The 17,912-nt window shown below is 69.0% G+C and carries 17 protein-coding genes; 9 read left to right on the top strand and 8 right to left on the bottom strand.

What is annotated here, in order from left to right:
- Positions 1-51: 51 nt before the first annotated feature.
- Positions 52-480 carry an organic hydroperoxide resistance protein gene (locus H7H31_RS25495; protein WP_187064308.1) on the bottom strand — a complete coding sequence of 143 codons (429 nt, stop codon included), beginning with the start codon at positions 478-480 and terminating at the stop codon, positions 52-54.
- Between the two features lie 103 nt (positions 481-583).
- Positions 584-1,624 (bottom strand): NADP-dependent oxidoreductase, encoded by a 1,041-nt coding sequence (locus H7H31_RS25490; RefSeq protein WP_187064307.1) that lies wholly within the window; start codon positions 1,622-1,624, stop codon positions 584-586.
- Positions 1,625-1,712: 88 nt separating this feature from the next.
- Between H7H31_RS25490 and H7H31_RS25485 the strand changes: the two genes are divergently transcribed.
- Entirely contained in the window at positions 1,713-2,156 is a 444-nt protein-coding gene (locus H7H31_RS25485; RefSeq protein ID WP_187064306.1) for a MarR family winged helix-turn-helix transcriptional regulator, read from the top strand.
- A gap of 13 nt (positions 2,157-2,169) precedes the next feature.
- A complete protein-coding gene (locus H7H31_RS25480) occupies positions 2,170-2,790 on the top strand; it encodes a mycothiol-dependent nitroreductase Rv2466c family protein (protein WP_187064305.1) in 621 nt (206 codons plus the stop codon).
- Positions 2,791-3,582: 792 nt separating this feature from the next.
- On the opposite strand, the gene H7H31_RS25475 is transcribed toward H7H31_RS25480, so the two are convergent.
- Positions 3,583-5,043: a pyridoxal phosphate-dependent decarboxylase family protein gene (locus H7H31_RS25475; RefSeq protein WP_187064304.1), complete on the bottom strand. Its 1,461-nt coding sequence runs from the start codon at positions 5,041-5,043 to the stop codon at positions 3,583-3,585.
- Positions 5,044-5,400: 357 nt separating this feature from the next.
- On the opposite strand from H7H31_RS25475, the gene H7H31_RS25470 reads away from it, so the two are divergent.
- A complete protein-coding gene (locus H7H31_RS25470) occupies positions 5,401-5,919 on the top strand; it encodes an ACT domain-containing protein (protein WP_187064303.1) in 519 nt (172 codons plus the stop codon).
- A 49-nt stretch (positions 5,920-5,968) separates the two neighbouring features.
- Here H7H31_RS25470 and H7H31_RS25465 read toward each other — a convergent pair whose 3' ends face one another.
- The 5 genes from H7H31_RS25465 to H7H31_RS25445 all read right to left on the bottom strand — a co-directional run bounded on the left by H7H31_RS25465 (position 5,969) and on the right by H7H31_RS25445 (position 10,741).
- The gene (locus H7H31_RS25465) at positions 5,969-6,730 is read right to left on the bottom strand and encodes a maleylpyruvate isomerase family mycothiol-dependent enzyme (RefSeq protein WP_187064302.1); all 762 of its coding nucleotides are present in this window, start codon (positions 6,728-6,730) and stop codon (positions 5,969-5,971) included.
- Positions 6,731-6,741: 11 nt separating this feature from the next.
- The gene (locus tag H7H31_RS25460) at positions 6,742-7,236 is read right to left on the bottom strand and encodes a methylated-DNA--[protein]-cysteine S-methyltransferase (protein WP_187064301.1); all 495 of its coding nucleotides are present in this window, start codon (positions 7,234-7,236) and stop codon (positions 6,742-6,744) included.
- A gap of 21 nt (positions 7,237-7,257) precedes the next feature.
- Positions 7,258-8,256 carry an LLM class oxidoreductase gene (locus tag H7H31_RS25455; protein WP_187064300.1) on the bottom strand — a complete coding sequence of 333 codons (999 nt, stop codon included), beginning with the start codon at positions 8,254-8,256 and terminating at the stop codon, positions 7,258-7,260.
- A 782-nt stretch (positions 8,257-9,038) separates the two neighbouring features.
- Entirely contained in the window at positions 9,039-9,938 is a 900-nt protein-coding gene (locus H7H31_RS25450; protein WP_187064299.1) for a LysR family transcriptional regulator, read from the bottom strand.
- A gap of 359 nt (positions 9,939-10,297) precedes the next feature.
- Positions 10,298-10,741 carry an Lrp/AsnC family transcriptional regulator gene (locus H7H31_RS25445; protein ID WP_372454704.1) on the bottom strand — a complete coding sequence of 148 codons (444 nt, stop codon included), beginning with the start codon at positions 10,739-10,741 and terminating at the stop codon, positions 10,298-10,300.
- A 514-nt stretch (positions 10,742-11,255) separates the two neighbouring features.
- Between H7H31_RS25445 and H7H31_RS25440 the strand changes: the two genes are divergently transcribed.
- Genes H7H31_RS25440 through H7H31_RS25415 form a run of 6 tightly spaced genes read left to right on the top strand, consistent with a single transcriptional unit; the run spans position 11,256 to position 17,852 of the window.
- The gene (locus H7H31_RS25440; RefSeq protein ID WP_187064298.1) at positions 11,256-12,596 is read left to right on the top strand and encodes a SidA/IucD/PvdA family monooxygenase; all 1,341 of its coding nucleotides are present in this window, start codon (positions 11,256-11,258) and stop codon (positions 12,594-12,596) included.
- A 38-nt stretch (positions 12,597-12,634) separates the two neighbouring features.
- A complete protein-coding gene (locus H7H31_RS25435; protein ID WP_187064297.1) occupies positions 12,635-13,963 on the top strand; it encodes a SidA/IucD/PvdA family monooxygenase in 1,329 nt (442 codons plus the stop codon).
- A gap of 38 nt (positions 13,964-14,001) precedes the next feature.
- Complete coding sequence (locus tag H7H31_RS25430; RefSeq protein WP_176161448.1) at positions 14,002-14,418, top strand: cupin domain-containing protein; 417 nt, start codon at positions 14,002-14,004, stop codon at positions 14,416-14,418.
- Positions 14,415-15,617, top strand: a complete 1,203-nt coding sequence (locus H7H31_RS25425) for an NAD(P)/FAD-dependent oxidoreductase (protein WP_187064296.1) — start codon at positions 14,415-14,417, stop codon at positions 15,615-15,617. Before H7H31_RS25430 ends, H7H31_RS25425 begins: the two co-directional genes overlap by 4 nt.
- Complete coding sequence (epsC, locus tag H7H31_RS25420) at positions 15,604-16,200, top strand: serine O-acetyltransferase EpsC (RefSeq protein WP_187064295.1); 597 nt, start codon at positions 15,604-15,606, stop codon at positions 16,198-16,200. Before H7H31_RS25425 ends, epsC begins: the two co-directional genes overlap by 14 nt.
- Positions 16,197-17,852 (top strand): methionine--tRNA ligase, encoded by a 1,656-nt coding sequence (locus H7H31_RS25415; RefSeq protein ID WP_187064294.1) that lies wholly within the window; start codon positions 16,197-16,199, stop codon positions 17,850-17,852. The genes epsC and H7H31_RS25415 overlap by 4 nt, the downstream gene beginning before the upstream one ends.
- Positions 17,853-17,912 lie beyond the last annotated feature (60 nt).

Here is a 17,912-nt window from a genome sequence, read left to right as displayed (position 1 = left end):
ACCCCGCGCCCACCAGGGCCCTGGCACCCCGCGCCCGCCGGGGCCGTGGCGTCAGTGGACCGCGAGCGACACCTCGATGTTGCCTCGGGTGGCCCGGGAGTACGGGCAGACCTGGTGGGCCTTCTCCACCAGGTCCCGAGCGGCGTCGGCGGTCACGTTCGGGATGTGGGCCGAGATCTCGACGGTGAGGCCGAAGCCGCCGTCGGGCGTCTTGCCGAGGCCCACCCTGGCGGTGACGGTCGAGCCGGAGACGTCCGCCTTCTCGCGCCGGGCGACGACGCCCAGCGCGCTCTGGAAGCAGGCGCTGTAGCCGGCGGCGAAGAGTTGCTCCGGATTGGTGCCCGCGCCGCTGCCGCCCATCTCGCGCGGCGGGTTGACGGTGACCTCGAGCTTGCCGTCGTCGGTGGCCACGCGGCCGTCACGGCCGTTCTCCGCGGTGGCGACGGCGGTGTACGCGACCTCGACGAGTTGGACGGACATGGGTGCTCCTTCTGGGGGTGTCGCGGCGCACGCCGCGACGCGGGGGTCGTGCGGGGCCGGGCGCCTGCCCGGGCGGTGGGCCCGGGCAGGCGTGCGGGGGGGGTCAGTCGCCGAGGCTGACGATCATCTTGCCGACGTTCTCGCCGCGCAGCATCCCGAGGAAGGCGTCCACGGCGTTCTCGATGCCGGGCACCACGGTCTCGCGGTGGCGCAGGCTTCCGTCGCGCAGCCAGCCGCCGACCTCGTTCAGGAACTGGGGACGCAGGTCGAAGTGGTCGGAGACGAGTAGCCCCTGGATGCGCAGCCGCTTGCCGACGATCAGCGGCAGGTTGTGCGGGGCCGGGCTCGGCTCGGTGGCGTTGTACTGCGCGATCATCCCGCAGGCGGCGACCCGGCCGTGTACGTGGAGGGAGTCGATGGCCGCGGCCAGGTGGTCCCCGCCGACGTTGTCGAAGTAGACGTCGATGCCGTCGGGGGCCGCCTCCCTGAGCTGCTCGGCGACCGGGCCGTTCTTGTAGTTGAAGGCCGCGTCGAAGCCGTACTCGTCGAGGAGGAGTCGCACCTTCTCGTCCGAGCCGGCGCTGCCGACGACCCGCGAGGCTCCCTTGAGCCGGGCGATCTGGCCGACCTGGCTGCCGACCGCGCCCGCGGCGCCGGAGACGAAGACCGCGTCGCCCTCCTGGAACGCGGCGGAGCGCAGCAGGCCGGCGTAGGCGGTGAGGCCGGTCATGCCGAGCACGCCGAGGTAGGCGGAGAGCGGGGCGGCGTCCGGGTTGACCGCGCCGGTGTCCTTGGCCGCGACCAGCGCGTACTCGCGCCAGCCCAGGCGATGCGTGACGTGGTCGCCGGGCCGATACTCGGGGGTGTCGGGGCCGACGGCGACGACCACGCCGACCGCGCCGCCGTCCATCGGCTCGTCCAGCGCGAAGGGCGGCACGTACGACTTGACGTCGTTCATACGGCCGCGCATGTAGGGGTCGACCGACATGTGCGTGTTGCGCACCAGGATCTCGCCCGGTCCCGGCTCGTCGATCGGGATCTCGCGGAGCGCGAAGTCGTCCGGCGTGGGCCAGCCCTTCGGGCGGGCGACGAGGTGCCAGGCGCGGCTGGTCGCGGGGAGGCCGGACGGGTGGGTGACGGACATGCGGCGGAACCTCCAGTTACTTCAGGTGGTGAAACAACCATGCACATCGATATTTCATGATGTCAAGCAACGCGGTACCCTGACTCGTATGGCCCCACGCATCGACCCCCTCACCTTCGAGGTCATCGAGCTCATCGGCACCGTCGTAGCGCGCTACCACGAGGAGTACGAGCACGCGGCGGCCCAGCACGCGCTGACCGGCGCGCAGGCCAGGGTGCTCGGGCTGCTCGCGCGTGAGCCGATGCCGATGCGCCGGATCGCGCAGCAGCTCAAGTGCGAGCCGTCGAACGTCACCGGCATCGTGGACCGCCTCGAAGGCCGGGGCCTGGTCGAGCGCCGCCCCGACCCGACCGACCGTCGGGTCAAGCTCGCCGCCACCACCGAGTCGGGCATGGAGACCGCGGTGCGGTTGCGCGGCTCGCTCGACTTCGCGCGAGAGCCCCTGGCCGGCCTCTCGCACCAGGAACGCATGGTGCTACGTGATCTTCTGCAACGGATGCTGGAGATCACCCCGGAAGAGCCCGCTGAATAGTTAGGTTCGGACCATGAGCGATCAGACCACACGCCACTCCGTTGACTTCTACTTCGACCCGGCCTGCCCCTTCGCCTGGATCACCTCCCGCTGGATCCTGGAGGTCGAGCAGCACCGCGACCTTGACCTGCGCTTTCGCGTCATGAGCCTGTCCGTGCTCAACGAGGGGCGGGAGGACATACCCGAGCGCTACAAGGAGTCCCTCGCGCGCAACTGGGGCCCGGTCAGGGTCTGCATAGCCGCGGCGCAGCAGCACGGCGAGGGGGTGCTGCGCGAGCTGTACACGGCGCTGGGCACCCGCATCCACAACGAGGGCCGCCAGGTGGACCGGAAGCTCATCGAGGAGGCGCTGGCGGAGGCCGGCCTGCCGACGGAGCTGGCGGACGCCGCGGATTCCACCGCGTACGACGAGGCGCTGCGCAAGAGCCACCACGAGGGCATGGACCCGGTGGGCCAGGAGGTCGGCACGCCGACGCTGCACATCGACGGCGTCGCCTTCTTCGGTCCCGTGCTGACCGCCATCCCCCGTGGCGAGGAGGCCCTGCGGGTCTTCGACGGGGCCCGACTGCTGGCCGGCTACCCGAAGTTCTTCGAGCTGAAGCGCTCCCGCACCGGGGAGCTGGACTTCTCCTGAGACCGCCGCGCGGGGCGGTGGCGCAGCGGCGATCCAGCCACCACGCCACCGCCCCGCGCGCCGTATCCCTACCTCGCCGGCCCGGTTGCCTACGCCGCGCCCCAACACCGGCTCAGGCGAGGGCGGTTGGCCGTCGCCTGACCTGCTCCCGACTGCCCGCAGGCGTGAACTCGCTCGCGCGGTGGTGCGGGTGGCGGCCGGTTGACCGTGGCCGTCGCGGTCGCGATGTACGCGCGGGCGGCGGCGTCCCACCGCCGCGCGACAACGGGTCGCCTCGGGCCGCGGTCGCGGCGAGCGCGCCCGCGTCGGGCCGCTCACCGCGCGTTCGACGGCGCGGCGGACCGCTTCCGGCCGCGTCGCGCCGACCATTTCCGGCGCGGGTCCATCGCGGGTCCGTCGCATGTCTGTCGCAGGGCGCGTCGTTGCGCTCGGCTGCTGAGCCTGTGGGTTTCGTTCGGGCCGCGTTCTCGACCAAGTGGCTTCCGCGGCCCGATCGCACGGCACTCGCTGCGGTCATGCGCGCCGGGGATGCCCTCCGGCGCGTGGGACAACGCTGGCCGCGACCGCAGCCCGCTCTCGTTCGCCGGGCCCGCGGGCCCGGCCCCCGCACGCCGCTGACGCCCGCCGACTCCCCACCGGCGGCGTCCTGTCGCGTGCGGCGTGCGTACCGCGTACCTCATCGTGCGCCCGCCGCGACCGGCAGGCCGCGGGTCCGACACCGGAACGGCGGGCCGACGGCGGGGCGGTCGGCGACCGGAGCGTGCCGGTCCGGCTCGTCGTCGTGCCCGCTCGTCAGCCGGGGATGCCGACGGCGGTACGGGCCTTGTCCATCTCCTCCACCAACGCGGCGACGTCGGCGGCCTCGGTGCGGTAGCTCGTGATGCACAGCCGCAGCGCGGCGCGGCCGGAGAGGCGCACCGGACTGATCCACGCCTGTCCGCGCTCGACCACCTTGTCCGCGACGGCCGAGTGCCAGGCCCAGCTCTCCGCCGGGCTCAGCCGCGCGTCGACCGCCGGGTCCACGACGCACACCAGGGGCAGCGGCGTGTCGTTGATGCGGTGCCAGCCGCTCTCCTTGGCGCGGACGGCGAGCAACCGGCCGAGCGCGGTGTCGCGTTCGACCTGGGTGGCGTAACCGTCCTGCCCGGTCACCGCCAGCCCGAGGAAGACCTTGAGACCGATCAGCCGGCGCGACCACTGCACGCTGTTCGTGTAGGGGTCGCTGCCCACGGTGTCCGCGGGCATGTACGAGGTGCTGACCCGGAAGCTCTCCGCGACCGCCTGTGGGTGCTTGCTCAGGAACATGCCGGCGCCCATCGGCGCGGACATCCACTTGTGCGCGTCCACGGTGACGCTGTCCGCCCGCTCGATCCCGGCCAGCATGGGGCGCAGTTCGTCGGAGAAGGCGACCGTGCCCGCCCAGGCCGCGTCGACGTGCAGGTGCGTGTTCCACTCGGCGGCGCACGCGGCCAGCTCGGGCAGCGGGTCGAGGGCGCCGCCGCCGGTGGTGCCCGACGTGCCGACGAGCAGGAACGGCCGCATGCCGGCCGCGACGTCGGCCGCGTGCAGCCGGCGGAGTTCGTCGATGTCCATCCGGTAGCTGTCGTCGACCGGAACCAGTCGCACCGCGTCCCGACCGAGGCCGGTCATGTGCGCGATCTTCAGCCAGGCCAGATGGCTTTCGGCCGAGGCGTACAGCACCGGCTGGCCGGGAATGGCCGCCAGGCCGCGGTCGGCGTACTCCGGGAAGTGTCGGGTGAGCGCGATGAGCACCGCGCTCAGGTTGGCCTCGGCGCCCCCGGTGGTGAACGAACCGGCCACCGGCGACGGCAGGCCGAGTCGGTCGGCCAGGAAGCGCAGCACGTGCTGTTCGATCTCGACCGCCGCCGGCGCGTGGCTGTACGCGGCGAGCTGCGGGTTGAACGCCGCGGTGAGCAACTCGCCCGCGACACCCCACCAGTGGGGGGTCGGGTTGAACAGCCCGAAGTAGCGGGGGTGGGTGGTGTGGACGCCCCACTGCGTCAGCCCCGTGGCGACGTCGGCCAGCACCGACTCGGCGGAGTGGGGCGTGGAGAAGTCGTACTCGCCCACCCACTTGCGGATCTGGTCGCTGTCGAACGCCACGGGCGCCACGGGCCCGTCGGCCACCCCGTCCGCGTGCTTGCGCACCAGGGTGACGGTGGTCTCCAGTAACTCGTCCACCTGCTCCGGCCCGATGTCCAGGGGGCTCGGCTTGCGGAGCCAGGACTCCATTAGGTCGGCAGAAATAAGATCACTCATCATCGCCTATCTCGTCTTGAGGTCGCGCGAATCGCGCGGAAAGTGGCACGGGATATTCCCCGGCACCGAAAATCTACAACCAATAACGGCTGCTGCCAAGAGGTGGCTTTCAAAAGGAGCGCCGCATCCGACGTTCCCGACATCTCTATGCCGCCGGAGGGTTCAGGAGAATTTACTCGGCCCAGCACTTGAAATGACGAGAAGCGGGGTAGGTATCCTGTGACCCTCATCGGTCGAATGCGGCAGAAGGAGTGGCGCATTCATCCAGCTCAAGTCCCCTGCATTTTCGACCCAGGCACCGCGGTTGCTGACACGGCGAAAGGGAGCACAGTGGAGCAGGCCAAGATCACCGACATCGCACAGGACCGGTCCGAGGCGAAGATAACCCTCATCGGCGTTCCGACCAAGCCGAGCGTGACTGGTCAGATATTGCGAGCCCTCGCTGTTTCCGGGCTCGTCGTTGGCACGATTTCCCAAAACACGAACCGATCGGCCGACGATCGTATCGATATCACCTTCACCGTCCCGAACAAGTGGGGCTGGCGGGCGATGACGCAGTTGACGAATCTGCGGACCGCCTTCGGTTTCGACGACGTTCTCTTCGACGACCACATCGGCAGGGTGCTGCTGCGCGGATTCGGTATGCGGGCGGACCCCGGCGTGCTCGCCAAGTTCTGCGAGACGCTGGCACGTCACCGGATCAGCATCGATCTGATCACCACCTCGGAGCTCCAGATCTCGGCGGTCTGCCACGATTCCCGGTTGACCGAGGCAGTGCGCGCGCTCAGTGCGGCCTTTCAACTCCCGGCTGTCTCGGAGCCGAAGGTCCCCGCCGGGCTAGGACGATAGGAAGCCTTCGGGGTGCGCGTCTTCCCGGCCCCGGATCGCGGTGGTGGGTTCAGTCCGTACACAGGACCCGCACCCGGTCCGGGGCCCCGTGCGTGAGGGGCAGCGGCACCCTGCGCCACAGGCCGAGGTAGAGGCGGTCGGCCGGGCCGCTGAGCAGGACGTCGGCATGGTCGTCGGCGGCCTGGTGGCCGGTGGTGAGCATGGTGGCCACGGCGCCGTGGTCGATCGTGACGGACCACCGCGCCCCCTGTGCCTCCTCGTCGGTGGCACGGACGACCGCCGTCCAGCGGGCGTCGGCGACCTCCTCGGTGCGCAGCGGCAGTTGGATGTCCAGGATCTCGCCGATGCCGTCCAGGCAGGCCCGCGTCGGCAGGGCGCGTTCCCGGCCCAGCGCGTGGTGCGCGTCCCAGGCGTGCACCAGCGCCTCGTGGGCGATGCAGCGCGGCCAGAAGTCGAGTCGCTGGGGCTCGCGCGACCAGTTCCAGACGTGGGTCGCCGGGTCCAGCGCGCGCAACTGCTTGACCATGGCGTGCGTCTGGTCCGCCGCCCACCCGGTGACCTCGGCGTCGGGCCGCGGGGTGGCGTCGGTGAACTCGGGCTCCGGGCCGGCCGCGTCGATGACGGCGTTGACGAAGTACGCGATGTTTCCCACGTGGTGTACGAGGTCGCGCAGCCGCCATCCCGGGCAACTGGGCACGGTGACGTCCAGGTGGTGCGCCGAGATGTCGAAGAGTTCCGCGGTCCACGCCTCGATGAGGCGCAGGTACTCCTCATCGGTGAAACATCGCTGCTTGGGGGAGGCAGCAGTCATCGGGCGCTCTCCTAGAAGAGGGAGTCAGCTTGGTTTTCGTGGTGGCGCAACCAGCGCTTGATGTCCAGTCCCCAGGTATAGCCCCCCAGGTTGCCGTCGGTGCGGTGCACGCGGTGGCAGGGCACGAGAATTCCCACCCGATTCACCGCGCAGGCGCGACCGGCCGCGCGCGGCGCCTTGGGAAGCATCTCGCTGTAGGTCATCGTCACCCCCGCGGGCTGATCCCTCAGACGTTGCCAGGCTTCTTGCATAAGGGTCGTACCGGGTTGACGTACCTCGACGGCGTCAATGGCCGTGAGATCTCCGTCGAAATACGCCCGCAATGCCGCCGCCGCAACGGTCGGCTCGCGCCGCGGTGAAGTCGGCTCCTGCGGTATCCGCAAGGAGTCGAACAGTTCCTCGGACGTACGGGAGAATCCACACACCGCTACCGCGCCGTCCTCGTGACTGACAATCACCAACGGCCCGACGGGGGTGTCCAGCACTTCGCTGCCTAGGGTTTCCATTGCTCCATTACCACTGTTCCGCTACCACGTGGGCTCCTGCGGCGTCGGCCCGGCGAGCGCGGGGAAGTGCGGTACGACTTCCTCGGCCAGCTGGGCCACCACCTCCGCGGCCGGTCGCTGACCGTGCTGGACCCCCAGGGCCACGTGGTTGACGCCGGCGTCCTGCCAGCGCCCCAGCAGCTCCAGCAGGCCGTCGGTTCCGGTCCGCAGGATGAATCCGGCCCGCAGAGCCGTGCGCTCGTGCCGCCGGTCCTCGACCAAGTCAATCCACGCATTCGTCGCTACCGGCTTGAACCGGCCACTCGGAATGAGTTTTCGCCATGCTGCCGCGTTTTCTCCCAGGGCCCGCGGTCCGGCCGCGTTGACCATGGCCCCCGGATACGTCAACCAGCCATCGGCGTGCTCCGCGATCCACTCCGGGTCCTGCTGCGAAGAACCCGTCACCAACAACGGAACACGGCCACTGACCGGTTTCGGCAGTACGTCGACGCCGCCGCTCAGGCGGCCCAGCGGGGAGGCGACGGTGGGGCGTTCGGACTCCAGGACGGTCCGGAACATCTCCACCGCCTGCCGGTAACGCTCGCCCCGCGTGGGGAAGTCGATCCCGTAGGCCGGGAACTCGGCCGGCCGGTCGCCGGAGGCCGCGCCCAGGACCAGGCGACCGCCGGACAACTGGTCGATCGAGGCGGCCTGTTTGGCCAGGTCGATCGGGTGCCGCAGGGTGAAGACGACGCTCCCCGCGGCCAGCGAAGCGTGGCTGGTGTGCGCGGCCAGCCAGGTCAGGTACGTCCAGGGGTCGAAGACCTGCCCGACGTCACCGAAGCTCGGATCGGACAGGGGGACGTCCCGCACCCAGATCGCCGCGAAGCCGGACCGGTCGGCCAGTCGAACCGCTTCGCCCTGCCCGACCATCCGCTTCATGTCACCGGTGTAGGGCCACAACGGCAGGAACAGGCCGACTGTCAGCTTGCCCGGGGTGAACATCCTGAGAAAACCCGGATGCTCGTCCGTGAGGTCCATCCCGGATATACCTACTTCCCGCGTAGAAAGGTCGGCTCTCCGTGACGCTATCAGAAACTTCACGGCGCTGATCTGCGGGATCAGGTATAGCGAATCTGAATAGAGATATACCGGAAACGTATTTCACGTGGCCTTGGAGCGATTAGCTGAACGGGTTCCGCTTAGCGCCTCCATTGCCGCCGGACTCCGGACGACTCTGTGACGTAACTAACCCGTGACCCTCCGCAGCGCGCTGACCTGCTCCGGAACCGGAAGGACCTCATCCTTCCACGGTTCGGGGCGGCTTCGGGGCGCATCGCGGAACCGTCGCCCGTTCTCGACCGGAGGCGCTGGCCAGGCCGGGTGCGGGCGGGCCGCGACGGGGTGCCGCGGCGGGGCCTCGCCCGGCGGGTTCGCCGGGCGCCAGCGCGAGGGGCCGTACGAGCCACCGAGCTGTCGTACGCGATCGCGCTTATGCCCCGCTTTCCCCCTTCCAAGGGTGGCGGGTGCGCCCGATGATGCGGGTGCGACCGTGCCGACCCATGCGTTTTGGCCATGTAAGTGGCTGACGGGACGCAGGTGCCCACGAGCGGGCCGAGGGGGTGTTGCGGCTGGTCGTGTGGGCCGGGATGGTGTCAGGAGGGGCAGGAGGGTCACGGCGGTCATGACGTCGACGCGGGTTCACGCTGTGGGGAGCGGCGAGCGTCGCAGGTCACACCGGATCCGTGCCGGGAAGCGAAGGGCGTGGAGGGGGCAGCGGGTGGACACATCACGCGTGCTGTACAGGCAACGATGTCCGGGGGTTACGTACTGCCCGACTGCTGCTCGATGGCCTCTTTCGCGACGGCGATGAACTGCCGCAGGGGCGGCGAGAGGCTGTCCGCGCGCCAGGCCAGGGCGATGGTGGACATGGGAGCGTCGCGGATGCTGACGAACACCAGGTCAGGCCGATTATAGAAGCGGCACGCGCCCTCGGTGGTGATACTGACCCCGTGACCGGCCGCTGCGGCTTGCAGCTCGCTTTCGAAAGAAGCGGCTTCGACACCCACGACTTCCGGAGCGTCACCGCGTTGATCGTTGAACATCCAAAAATCTCGCCACGCCCCATTTCCTGGTGGCGCGATGAGTGGTTCTTTGAGCAACTGGGCAACACTGACCTCGACGCTGTGCGCGAGCGGGTGATCGACCGGCATGGCGGCAACCAGTCGTTCCTCAGTGAAGACCAAGTGATCCAAACCCGAGGTCTGATGCGGGAGGCGAAGGAAGGCAACGTCTGTCGCGCGATCCGCCAGCCCCGCCGATGTGTCATTAAAGTCAAACTCACGCACCTCGACCTTGACATCGGGGAAGCGCTTGCGGAACATCTGTAGCACGAGCGGAGTGAATTCAAGGGCCGCGGCAACCAGGAAGCCCACCTTGAGACGACCGCTCTTGCCTTCGGCCGCGAGCTGCGCCGCGCCGATTGCCTCGTCGAACGCCGCAACCGCAACGCGGGCGTTCACGAGGAACTCCGCCCCGGCGGCACTCAGAGTGACGCCGTGCGGATGTCGGATCAGGAGTTGTAACCCAAGTTCCCGCTCCAACTGGCGGATCTGCCGGGAGAGCGATGGTTGGGCGACTTTGAGCCGGCCCGACGCCCGGGTGAAGTTGCCTTCCTCAGCGACGCCTATGAAGTAGCGGAATTGCCGTAGATCAACCGTCATGAACGGTGAGTGTACGCTGTGCGTGCGCTTTGTGATCGCTATCGACGGCACCAACCGAGCCCGGCCGCGCTCGATTTGGCCAACCCTATTTCCACGCTTATCAATGAATTGTGGGCCGAACGCGCCATACGCCGGCCCGGCCCCCATATACCCGCTGTGACCAGCGCTTCCTCACCGATCTCGCAGTCTTGACATAGTCACCTCAAGCGCGAATCGACGCGGCGCCAGGCCGTGGTCGAGCTGCCCGCGGATGGATCGCCCGGGAGCGATGTCGTATCGCTCCCAGGGCTTCAAACGTCTCCATGCGGCGATCTCGCCCTCATCGAAAGCAAGCGTTCGCCTCGGCACCGGGTGTGATATCACTCATGTCCCGCGAGTAGCCCCCGGTTGCCCTTGACTACCTTCATGGTTAAGTGCGTCGTCACTTGCGCGACTCCGGGCAACCGGCACAGGGTTTCGGCGTAGAACCGCTCATAGGCCGTGATGTCCGCCACCGCGATACGCAGCAGGTAGTCCGGGTCACCAAAGAGCCGGTGCGCTTCCAGTACCTGGGGTAGGGCCGCCACCTTGGCCTCAAATTCGGTCATAAGATGCCAATCCCCTTGTTTCAGCGCCACCGTGGCGAAGGGCTGGAATCCCGAGTCCAGGAAACTGCCATCCAGATCCGCTCGGTAACCGCGTATGACCCCAATTCTTTCCAGGTTCCTGACGCGCCGGAGGCACGGCGTCGGGGTCAATCCCACCTTGGCAGCAAGATCAGCATTGGTTAACCGACCGTCCTGTTCAAGCTCATGGAGGATCATGCGATCAATTCTGTCCATGGTGGTTGATCATGCTACAACCCATGCGCAAAAAACAAGGACTTAGCGTCAGTTGCTAGCGACCTTGGGGTACAGTAATTCCAGCGCCCAACAATGAAGGTCCCGTCGGCCGCCTTCTGACGGGCGTCAGCCTGTGATCGTCGCTATCGGTTACCAGTGAATCCCTTTGACTGCGGAGCTTCGCTGCCGCAAGAGTGGATAAGCGGAACTCTTGATTCTCGGTCAAATCCGGCATCGACGCGCCTCTCGAACCCGCCCCTCTCTACGGGTTTTCGAAGGCATCTGACGCCGGCCCGAGAGCCGCTACAGCGCCCCCTTTAGTACAGCCCGGAGAAGCCTTTGGGCTGCCCAGGAAAGTACCGACAGGTTGCGCTGCAACCTGTCTGCATGTCGCGCCAAAGCTGCATACGGTTTGACTCACCTGCAGGGCTTGTTCTCAATTCGCGACGCCCTCAGCGTTAGGCTTGAACTCAATGCGAGTAAGAGGAGAATTGTCATGTCTTTTCCTGCGCGTGTGCACGACGTTCTCGGTGTTGGCTTCGGCCCTGCCAACCTTGCCTTGGCAATCGCATTAGAGGAGAAGTATCCAAGCCTGGACATACGGTTTCTTGAGGCTCGCCCGACGCCCGACTGGCAGCCCGGCATGCTCCTCGACGGCTCCGACATCCAGAACCACCCGAGCCGCGACCTGGTGACGCTGCGGAACCCGCGCAGCCGCTACAGCTTCATCAACTACCTGCACGAACAGGGGCGGTTGCTCAAGCACTTCAACCTCCCGATCGAGTTCCCGCTGCGCAAGGAGTACGCCGGCTACATCCGCTGGGCGGCGAGCTTCTTCTCCCACCAGGTGGACTGCGGTCAGTACGCCGTCGGCATCGAGGTGGTGGAGAACGCCGGCGAGCGCGTCTGGGAGGTCACCACCGGTTCCGGCCGCAGGTACCTGAGCCGCTCCGTGGTCATGGCACCCGGTCGTACGCCCTATGTGCCCACCCCGTACGACGCCGCCGCCGCGGAGAGCAACCGCGTCTTCCACCTCACCCAGTACCTGCCGCGGCTCAAGGAACTCACCGCCGACGAACCGCCGAAGGCCGTCGCGGTGATCGGTGGCAGTCAGAGCGCCGTCGAGCTCGCGCTCGACCTGCACCGGCAATTCCCCGGAACCCGGGTGATGACCTATCCGCGCTCGTACTCGCTGCGGCTCAAGGACACCAGCCCGTTCAGCGAAGAGGGCTATTTCCCCGAGTTCACCGAGTACTACTTCAACGCCTCGCGGGAGAGCCGCCGCGCGCTGGACGCGTACATGCAGCCCACCAACTACTCGTCGGCCGACGGTGACGTGCTCAAGGAGCTGTACCTGGCCATCTACGAGCAGCAGCTCGACGGCGACCAGCGGCTGTTCGTGAAGGGCAACCTCCAGGCCACCTCCGTCGTGCCCAACGACAAGAGCGTGGTCATCGACTTCGAGGAGCTGCACACCGGCGAGCAGGTGCGCGACGAGGTCGACTTCGTGGTGTTGGCCACCGGTTTCCGCAACATGGGTCCGGGTCCGCACGAGGAGCTGTTCCCGCCGCTGCTGGCCCCCGTCGCGCAGCACCTCAAGAAGGAGCTGGACGGTCGCCTCGAGGTCAGCCGCGACTACGCGCTGGTCTCCAACGAGGACGAGAACGCGCTCCCGCCGCTGTTCCTCAACGGCCTGTGCGAGTCCAGCCACGGCATCGGCGACGCCGGCTCGTTCAGCCTGCTGTCGCTGCGTACCGGGACCCTCGCCGAGGGACTGGCCGCCCGGCTGGGCGAGAAGCTGGACGACCCCTCGGACTCTGTCCCGATCGCCCTCTGATCCACCGGACCGCGACCTTCGACGGGAGAAACCCCAACATGCACATCCACGACGTTGTGGTGGCCGGATTCGGCCCCTCTGGCATCTCGCTCGCCGCCGCTATCGAGGACCACGACGACGCCCATCAGGGAACCGGCCCCCTGGACGCGGTCTACCTGGAACGGAGCGCGACGTCGGCCTGGCAGCCCAACCAGGTCCTGCCGGGCACCGACATCCAGCACCACTTCCTGCGCGACCTCGCCACCCCGCGCGACCCCCGCTCCCGCTTCTCCTTCACCAACTTCCTCATGCAAAGCGGGCGTTTCTACCCGTTCACGCTGCTGGGCGGGTACGTGAGCCGCCTGGAGTGGTCGGAGTACGTGCAGTGGGCCGCGGCCCAGGTGCGCAGGCAGGCCGAGTACCACCGGGAGGTGCTGCGCGTCGAGCCCGTCACCGACGCCGACGGCACCGTCCGCACCGCGCGGGTGATCAGCCGCGACCCCCGGGACGGCACCACCCACGAGCACCTGAGCCGCAACGTGGTGCTGGCCACCGGCCACGTCCCGTACGTGCCGGAGTCCTTCCAGAAGCACGTCGGCGAGCGCGTCTTCCACGCCAGCGAGTTCCTGCCCCGGATGACCGCGCTGCGCGAGAACCTGGGCCGGGCGCCGCGCTTCGCGATCATCGGTGCCGGCCAGACCGCGGGTGAGATCATCCTGTACCTGGCGAACGCGCACCCCGACGCGCAGATCCACTCGCTGGTGCGGCACGGCGGCTTCAAGATGTACGAACTCGGCCACTTCAGCAACGAGGCGTACTTCCCCGCCGAGACGGACTACTTCTACGGCCTGGAGGGCGACGCCCGGGAGCGAGCGCTCGCGCACGCCCGCGCCACCAACTACTCGGCCGTGGACCCCGACGTGTCCACCGCCCTCTACCAGGCGGCCTACCAGGACCGGTTGTCCGGCACCAACCGGCTGCACATGCACCGCCGCGTCGAGGTCACCGACCTCGCGGTCTCCGAGAGCGGGGTGCGGCTGACGACCTCCGAGGTGTACACGGAGGAGGCGGGCGCCATCGAGGCCGACGCGGTGATCCTGTGCACCGGGTACACGGAGCCGCAGTTCCCGACGGCGCTTGAGCCCTTCGCCCCCCACCTGTCGCACGACGCCGACGGACTCCTCAACGTCACCCGCGCCTACCGCGCCGAGAACAGCGACCGCTGCACGGTCGGCATCTACCTCGACGGAATGACCGAGTGGCGGCACGGCATCGCCAGCGCGACGTCCTTCAGTCAGATGGCGACCAAGGCGGACACCGTCCACCGCGACCTGCGGGCCACCATCGCGCGCCAGCAGCAGGCCGCCTCCGCCGCCCTCGTCGTCTAGCACCGTCGGAACAGCACTGCTCAGGAGAGGAATCAATCGTGCACTTCTTCACCACACGCCCGGAAGACATGACCTTCGAGGAGAAGTTCAACGTCAGCGGCCGGCGCATCTTCCCGTGGGAGGAGGCGGTCCCGGAGACCCCGTTCTGGGGCGGCGCCTGGGTCGATGTGGCGCCCGGTGCGACCTCCACGCCGCACAACCACGACGAGTACGAGATGTTCTTCATCACCGAGGGCACCGGCGTGCTGCGCCTCGGCGACGAGGAGCGCCGGGTGAGCCCCGGTGACACGATCCTGATGACGCCGTTCAAGGACCACGCGCTGACCAACGACGGCGACACCCGACTGCGGTTCGTCACCATCTGGTGGGGCAGCGCGGAGGCCATCGCCGCCGAGCGCGCCAAGTGGGCGGCCGAGTTCGGCATCGAGGACGACGCCACCGGGCCGAGTCAGTGACCGCTACCCGGAGCGCGGACGCCGTCATCGTCGGCGGCGGCGTGATCGGGGCGGCCATCGCCTACCACCTCGCCCTCGCCGGCCTGGAACGGGTCGTCGTGTGCGAGCAGAGCCGGATCGCCTCCCAGGGCGCGACGGCCCGCTCGGGCGGGCTGCTGCGCCTGCACCACACGACGGCCTGCGACACCCGGCTGACCGCGCTCAGCCTGCCCACCTTCGAGCAGTGGGGCGAGGTCATCGGGGGCGACTGCGGGTACCGGCGCACCGGCTTCGCGATGCTGGTGGGCGAGGAGCACGTGGCGGCGCTGCGGGTGAACACCGCCGTCGCCGCCGAGGCGCTGTCCTACGAGCGGGTCGAGGTCATCGACCCGGACCAGGCCGGGACCCTCTTTCCCGGCCTGGACCTGGCGGGCGTGGCCGCCGTGGCGTACGAGCCCTCCGGCGGTTACGCGGACCCGGCCGCCACGGCCACCTCGCTGATCGCGGCGGCGCGCCGGATCGGGGTCAGCGAGGCCGAGGGCACGCGGGTCGTCCGGGTGCTGGAGCGCGAGGGCGCGGTGACCGGGGTGGAGACCTCGGCGGGCCGCATCGAGGCGCCGTTGGTCGTGCTGACCAGCGGCGCCTGGGGGGCCGAGTCGGCCGCCCACCTCGGGGTCGAGGTCCCGGTGGTGCCCCGCCGGATCGGTCTGGCCCAGGTCGCGCTGCCCGGCGCCGGCCGCCGTGGCTCCGACAACCAGCTCCCGACCTGCATCGACGACACCATCGGCAGCTACTTCCGGCCCGGCGGCACGGACCGGTTCTTCTTCGGTGTGCAGAGCCACCCGGACGTGGACCTGGAGCAGGGCGCCGCCCCGCTGACCGGTGACGAGGTGAACGCGGCGGTGGCCGCGGTCTCCCGCCGGGTGCCGGCCGTGACCAACGCCCCGCTGGTCGGCACCCGCGCCGGCTACGACGGCTACACCCCGGACAAGCGACCCGTGATCGGCCCGGCCGGGCCCGACGGGCTGTACCTGGCCCTCGGCTTCAGCGGCGGCGGTTTCAAGTTGGCGCCCGCCGTGGCCGAGTTGGCCGCACGAGAGATAAGCGAGGGCGAGGCCGTCATCGGCAAGGCCGGCGAGCCGCTGCTGGAGCCCTACCGACCGCAGCGTTTCGCGAACGGCAACCTGATCACGCCGGAGGCTCCGTATGCCCACATATAAGTCCGTGTTAGAGATGCTGCGCGAGGACCTCGCCACCGTTCGTGCCAAGGACCCGGCGGCGCGCAGCAACCGAGAGGTCCTGCTGTACCCGCACATCCACGCCCTGTGGACCTACCGGCTGGCCAACCGCCTGTGGAAGCGCGGCAACCGCACCCTGGCGCGCGCGTTGTCGCTGATGGCGCGGGCGGTCAGCGGGATCGAGATCCACCCGGGCGCGACGATCGGCCGGCGCTTCTTCATCGACCACGGCACCGGCGTGGTCATCGGGGAGACGGTCCGCATCGGCGACGATGTGATGCTCTACCACCAGGTCACCCTCGGCTCGGTGGGTTGGTGGAAGGACCTGAAGCGACCCGCCCGTTCGCGCCGCCACCCGGTGGTGGAGGACGGCGTGATCATCTGCACCGGGGCCAGCGTGCTCGGCCCGGTGTGCATCGGCGTGAACACCCGGATCGGCGCGCACGCCGTGATTCTGGACGATCTGCCGCCGGACGCCCGTATCGGGGCCGGCATCACGTACCCCCATGCGTCGGACGACGTCGTCTCCGCCCTCCGTATCGCGGAAGGAAGCAGCGTTTCGTGAACACCTACATCGTCACCAGCGCGCCGCCCAACCCCAACGGGGACCTGCACCTGGGTCACATATCCGGTCCCTTCCTCGGCGCGGACGTGCTGAGCCGGCACCTGCGCCAGCGCGGCCACGAGGTGCGCTACGTCGGCTACTCGGACGAGCACTCCTGCTATGTGCCGCGCCGCGCCGCCGAGATCGGGTCCACTCCGCACGAGACCGCGTTGCTGTTCGGCAACCGGATGGAGGAGACCCTCTCGCTGGGCTCGATGCACCACGACTGGTTCACCCGTCCGCTGATGACGCCCAAGCACACCGAGATCGTCCAGAGCTTCTTCACCCGGCTCTGGGAGGCGGGCAAGCTCAAGGTCGTCGAGCTGCCGGTGTTCCACTGCCCTCGGTGCGAGCGCTACCTGTACGAGGCCGAGGTCCGCGGCGAGTGCCAGTTCTGCGCCGCGCCGTCGGACGGCATCTACTGCGAGGCGTGCGGCCTAGCCCAGGAGTCCGGCGCGCTGGGCGCCGCGAAGTGCACGGCCTGCTGGGAGACGCCGGAGCTGACCACGCTCCAGCGCATCGTCTTCCCGTTGGACGAGTACCGCGAGCAGTTGCTCGCCTACTACGCGGAGAACGGCGGCCAGTGGCGGCCCCGGCTGCGCGCCTACCTTGACACGTTGTTCGAGAACGAGCTGCCGCTCACCCCGATCAGCCGGCAGGCCGACTACGGCATCCCGGTGCCGCTGGACGGCTGGGAGGGGCACATCCTGGACACCTGGTTCAGCGGCATCTGCGGCTACCTGGCCGGGACCGCCTGCCTGACCGAGGCCCAGGGGCAGCCGGGGCTGTGGCAGGAACAGTGGTCCGACCCGGATACCAGGATCGTCAATTTCCTCGGTTTCGACTGCTCCTTCTCGCACGCGGTGCTGTGGCCGGCGCTGCTGCTGGCGCACGGCGACTACACGCTGCCGAGCCAGGTGATCACCAACGAGTTCTACCGGTTGGAGGGCGACAAGTTCTCCACCAGCCGGGGCCACGCGATCTGGGGCGGGGAGTTCCTGCACCAGGTCAACGCGGACGCGCTGCGCTTCCACCTGTGCCTGACCGGGCCGGAGCGGGAGCAGGGCAACTTCGCGATGAAGGAGCTCGTCAACTCGGTGGAGACGATCCTCGTCGACGGGTTGCAGCGGTGGGCGCAGACGGTGTTCTCGCTGCTGGCCGAGGACTTCGGTTCGACGGTGCCCGAGCACGACGGCCTGACCGAGCCGCTGACCATCTCGCTGCTGGAACTCCCCAAGGCCATCGCCGTCTCGCTGTCGGCCAACTCGTTCTCGCCGCAGCGCGCCGCGGGTGAGCTGGCGGCCACCATCGACCGGGCCGTGAAGGACCTGCCGCGGCTGAACGAGGCGCGCGGCGCGGCCGAGGGTTCCGAGGAGGGTCAGCGGGCGTACGCCTCGCGCCTGGTGACGCACGTGGAGACGCTGGCGCTGGTGTCGGTGCTGGCCGCGCCGCTGATGCCGGGGTGGGCCCACCTGATCGCCAAGCACCTGGACATCCCGGTGGACGTGGCGACGCGGATGCCGAGCTGGCCCGAGCTGGCGGACCTGCTGCTGGTGCCCGCGGGCCGGCAGGTGAGGACCCCGCTGCCGGACGTCTTCCACAAGCTCGGGTGAGCTGGGCCGGCATGAGTGTCGTGCGCACCGCGTTCGGTAGCACGACCGCGGTTCTGGGAG

The sequence above is a fragment of the Streptomyces buecherae genome (assembly GCF_014295035.1).
GTDB lineage: Bacteria > Actinomycetota > Actinomycetes > Streptomycetales > Streptomycetaceae > Streptomyces > Streptomyces youssoufiensis.
The sequence above is the reverse complement of the archived record's forward strand: the minus strand, read 5'-3'. Positions and strand labels throughout refer to the sequence as shown.

Bases quoted from the DNA above. Each gene is read 5' to 3' on its own strand.
- H7H31_RS25495 (WP_187064308.1), bottom strand. From the start codon at position 480: ATGTCCGTCCAACTCGTCGAGGTCGCGTACACCGCCGTCGCCACCGCG.
- H7H31_RS25490 (WP_187064307.1), bottom strand. From the start codon at position 1,624: ATGTCCGTCACCCACCCGTCCGGCCTCCCCGCGACCAGCCGCGCCTGG.
- H7H31_RS25485 (WP_187064306.1), top strand. From the start codon at position 1,713: ATGGCCCCACGCATCGACCCCCTCACCTTCGAGGTCATCGAGCTCATC.
- H7H31_RS25480 (WP_187064305.1), top strand. From the start codon at position 2,170: ATGAGCGATCAGACCACACGCCACTCCGTTGACTTCTACTTCGACCCG.
- H7H31_RS25475 (WP_187064304.1), bottom strand. From the start codon at position 5,043: ATGGAGTCCTGGCTCCGCAAGCCGAGCCCCCTGGACATCGGGCCGGAG.
- H7H31_RS25465 (WP_187064302.1), bottom strand. From the start codon at position 6,730: ATGACTGCTGCCTCCCCCAAGCAGCGATGTTTCACCGATGAGGAGTAC.
- H7H31_RS25460 (WP_187064301.1), bottom strand. From the start codon at position 7,236: ATGGAAACCCTAGGCAGCGAAGTGCTGGACACCCCCGTCGGGCCGTTG.
- H7H31_RS25455 (WP_187064300.1), bottom strand. From the start codon at position 8,256: ATGGACCTCACGGACGAGCATCCGGGTTTTCTCAGGATGTTCACCCCG.
- H7H31_RS25450 (WP_187064299.1), bottom strand. From the start codon at position 9,938: ATGACGGTTGATCTACGGCAATTCCGCTACTTCATAGGCGTCGCTGAG.
- H7H31_RS25445 (WP_372454704.1), bottom strand. From the start codon at position 10,741: ATGATCCTCCATGAGCTTGAACAGGACGGTCGGTTAACCAATGCTGAT.
- H7H31_RS25440 (WP_187064298.1), top strand. From the start codon at position 11,256: ATGTCTTTTCCTGCGCGTGTGCACGACGTTCTCGGTGTTGGCTTCGGC.
- H7H31_RS25435 (WP_187064297.1), top strand. From the start codon at position 12,635: ATGCACATCCACGACGTTGTGGTGGCCGGATTCGGCCCCTCTGGCATC.
- epsC (WP_187064295.1), top strand. From the start codon at position 15,604: ATGCCCACATATAAGTCCGTGTTAGAGATGCTGCGCGAGGACCTCGCC.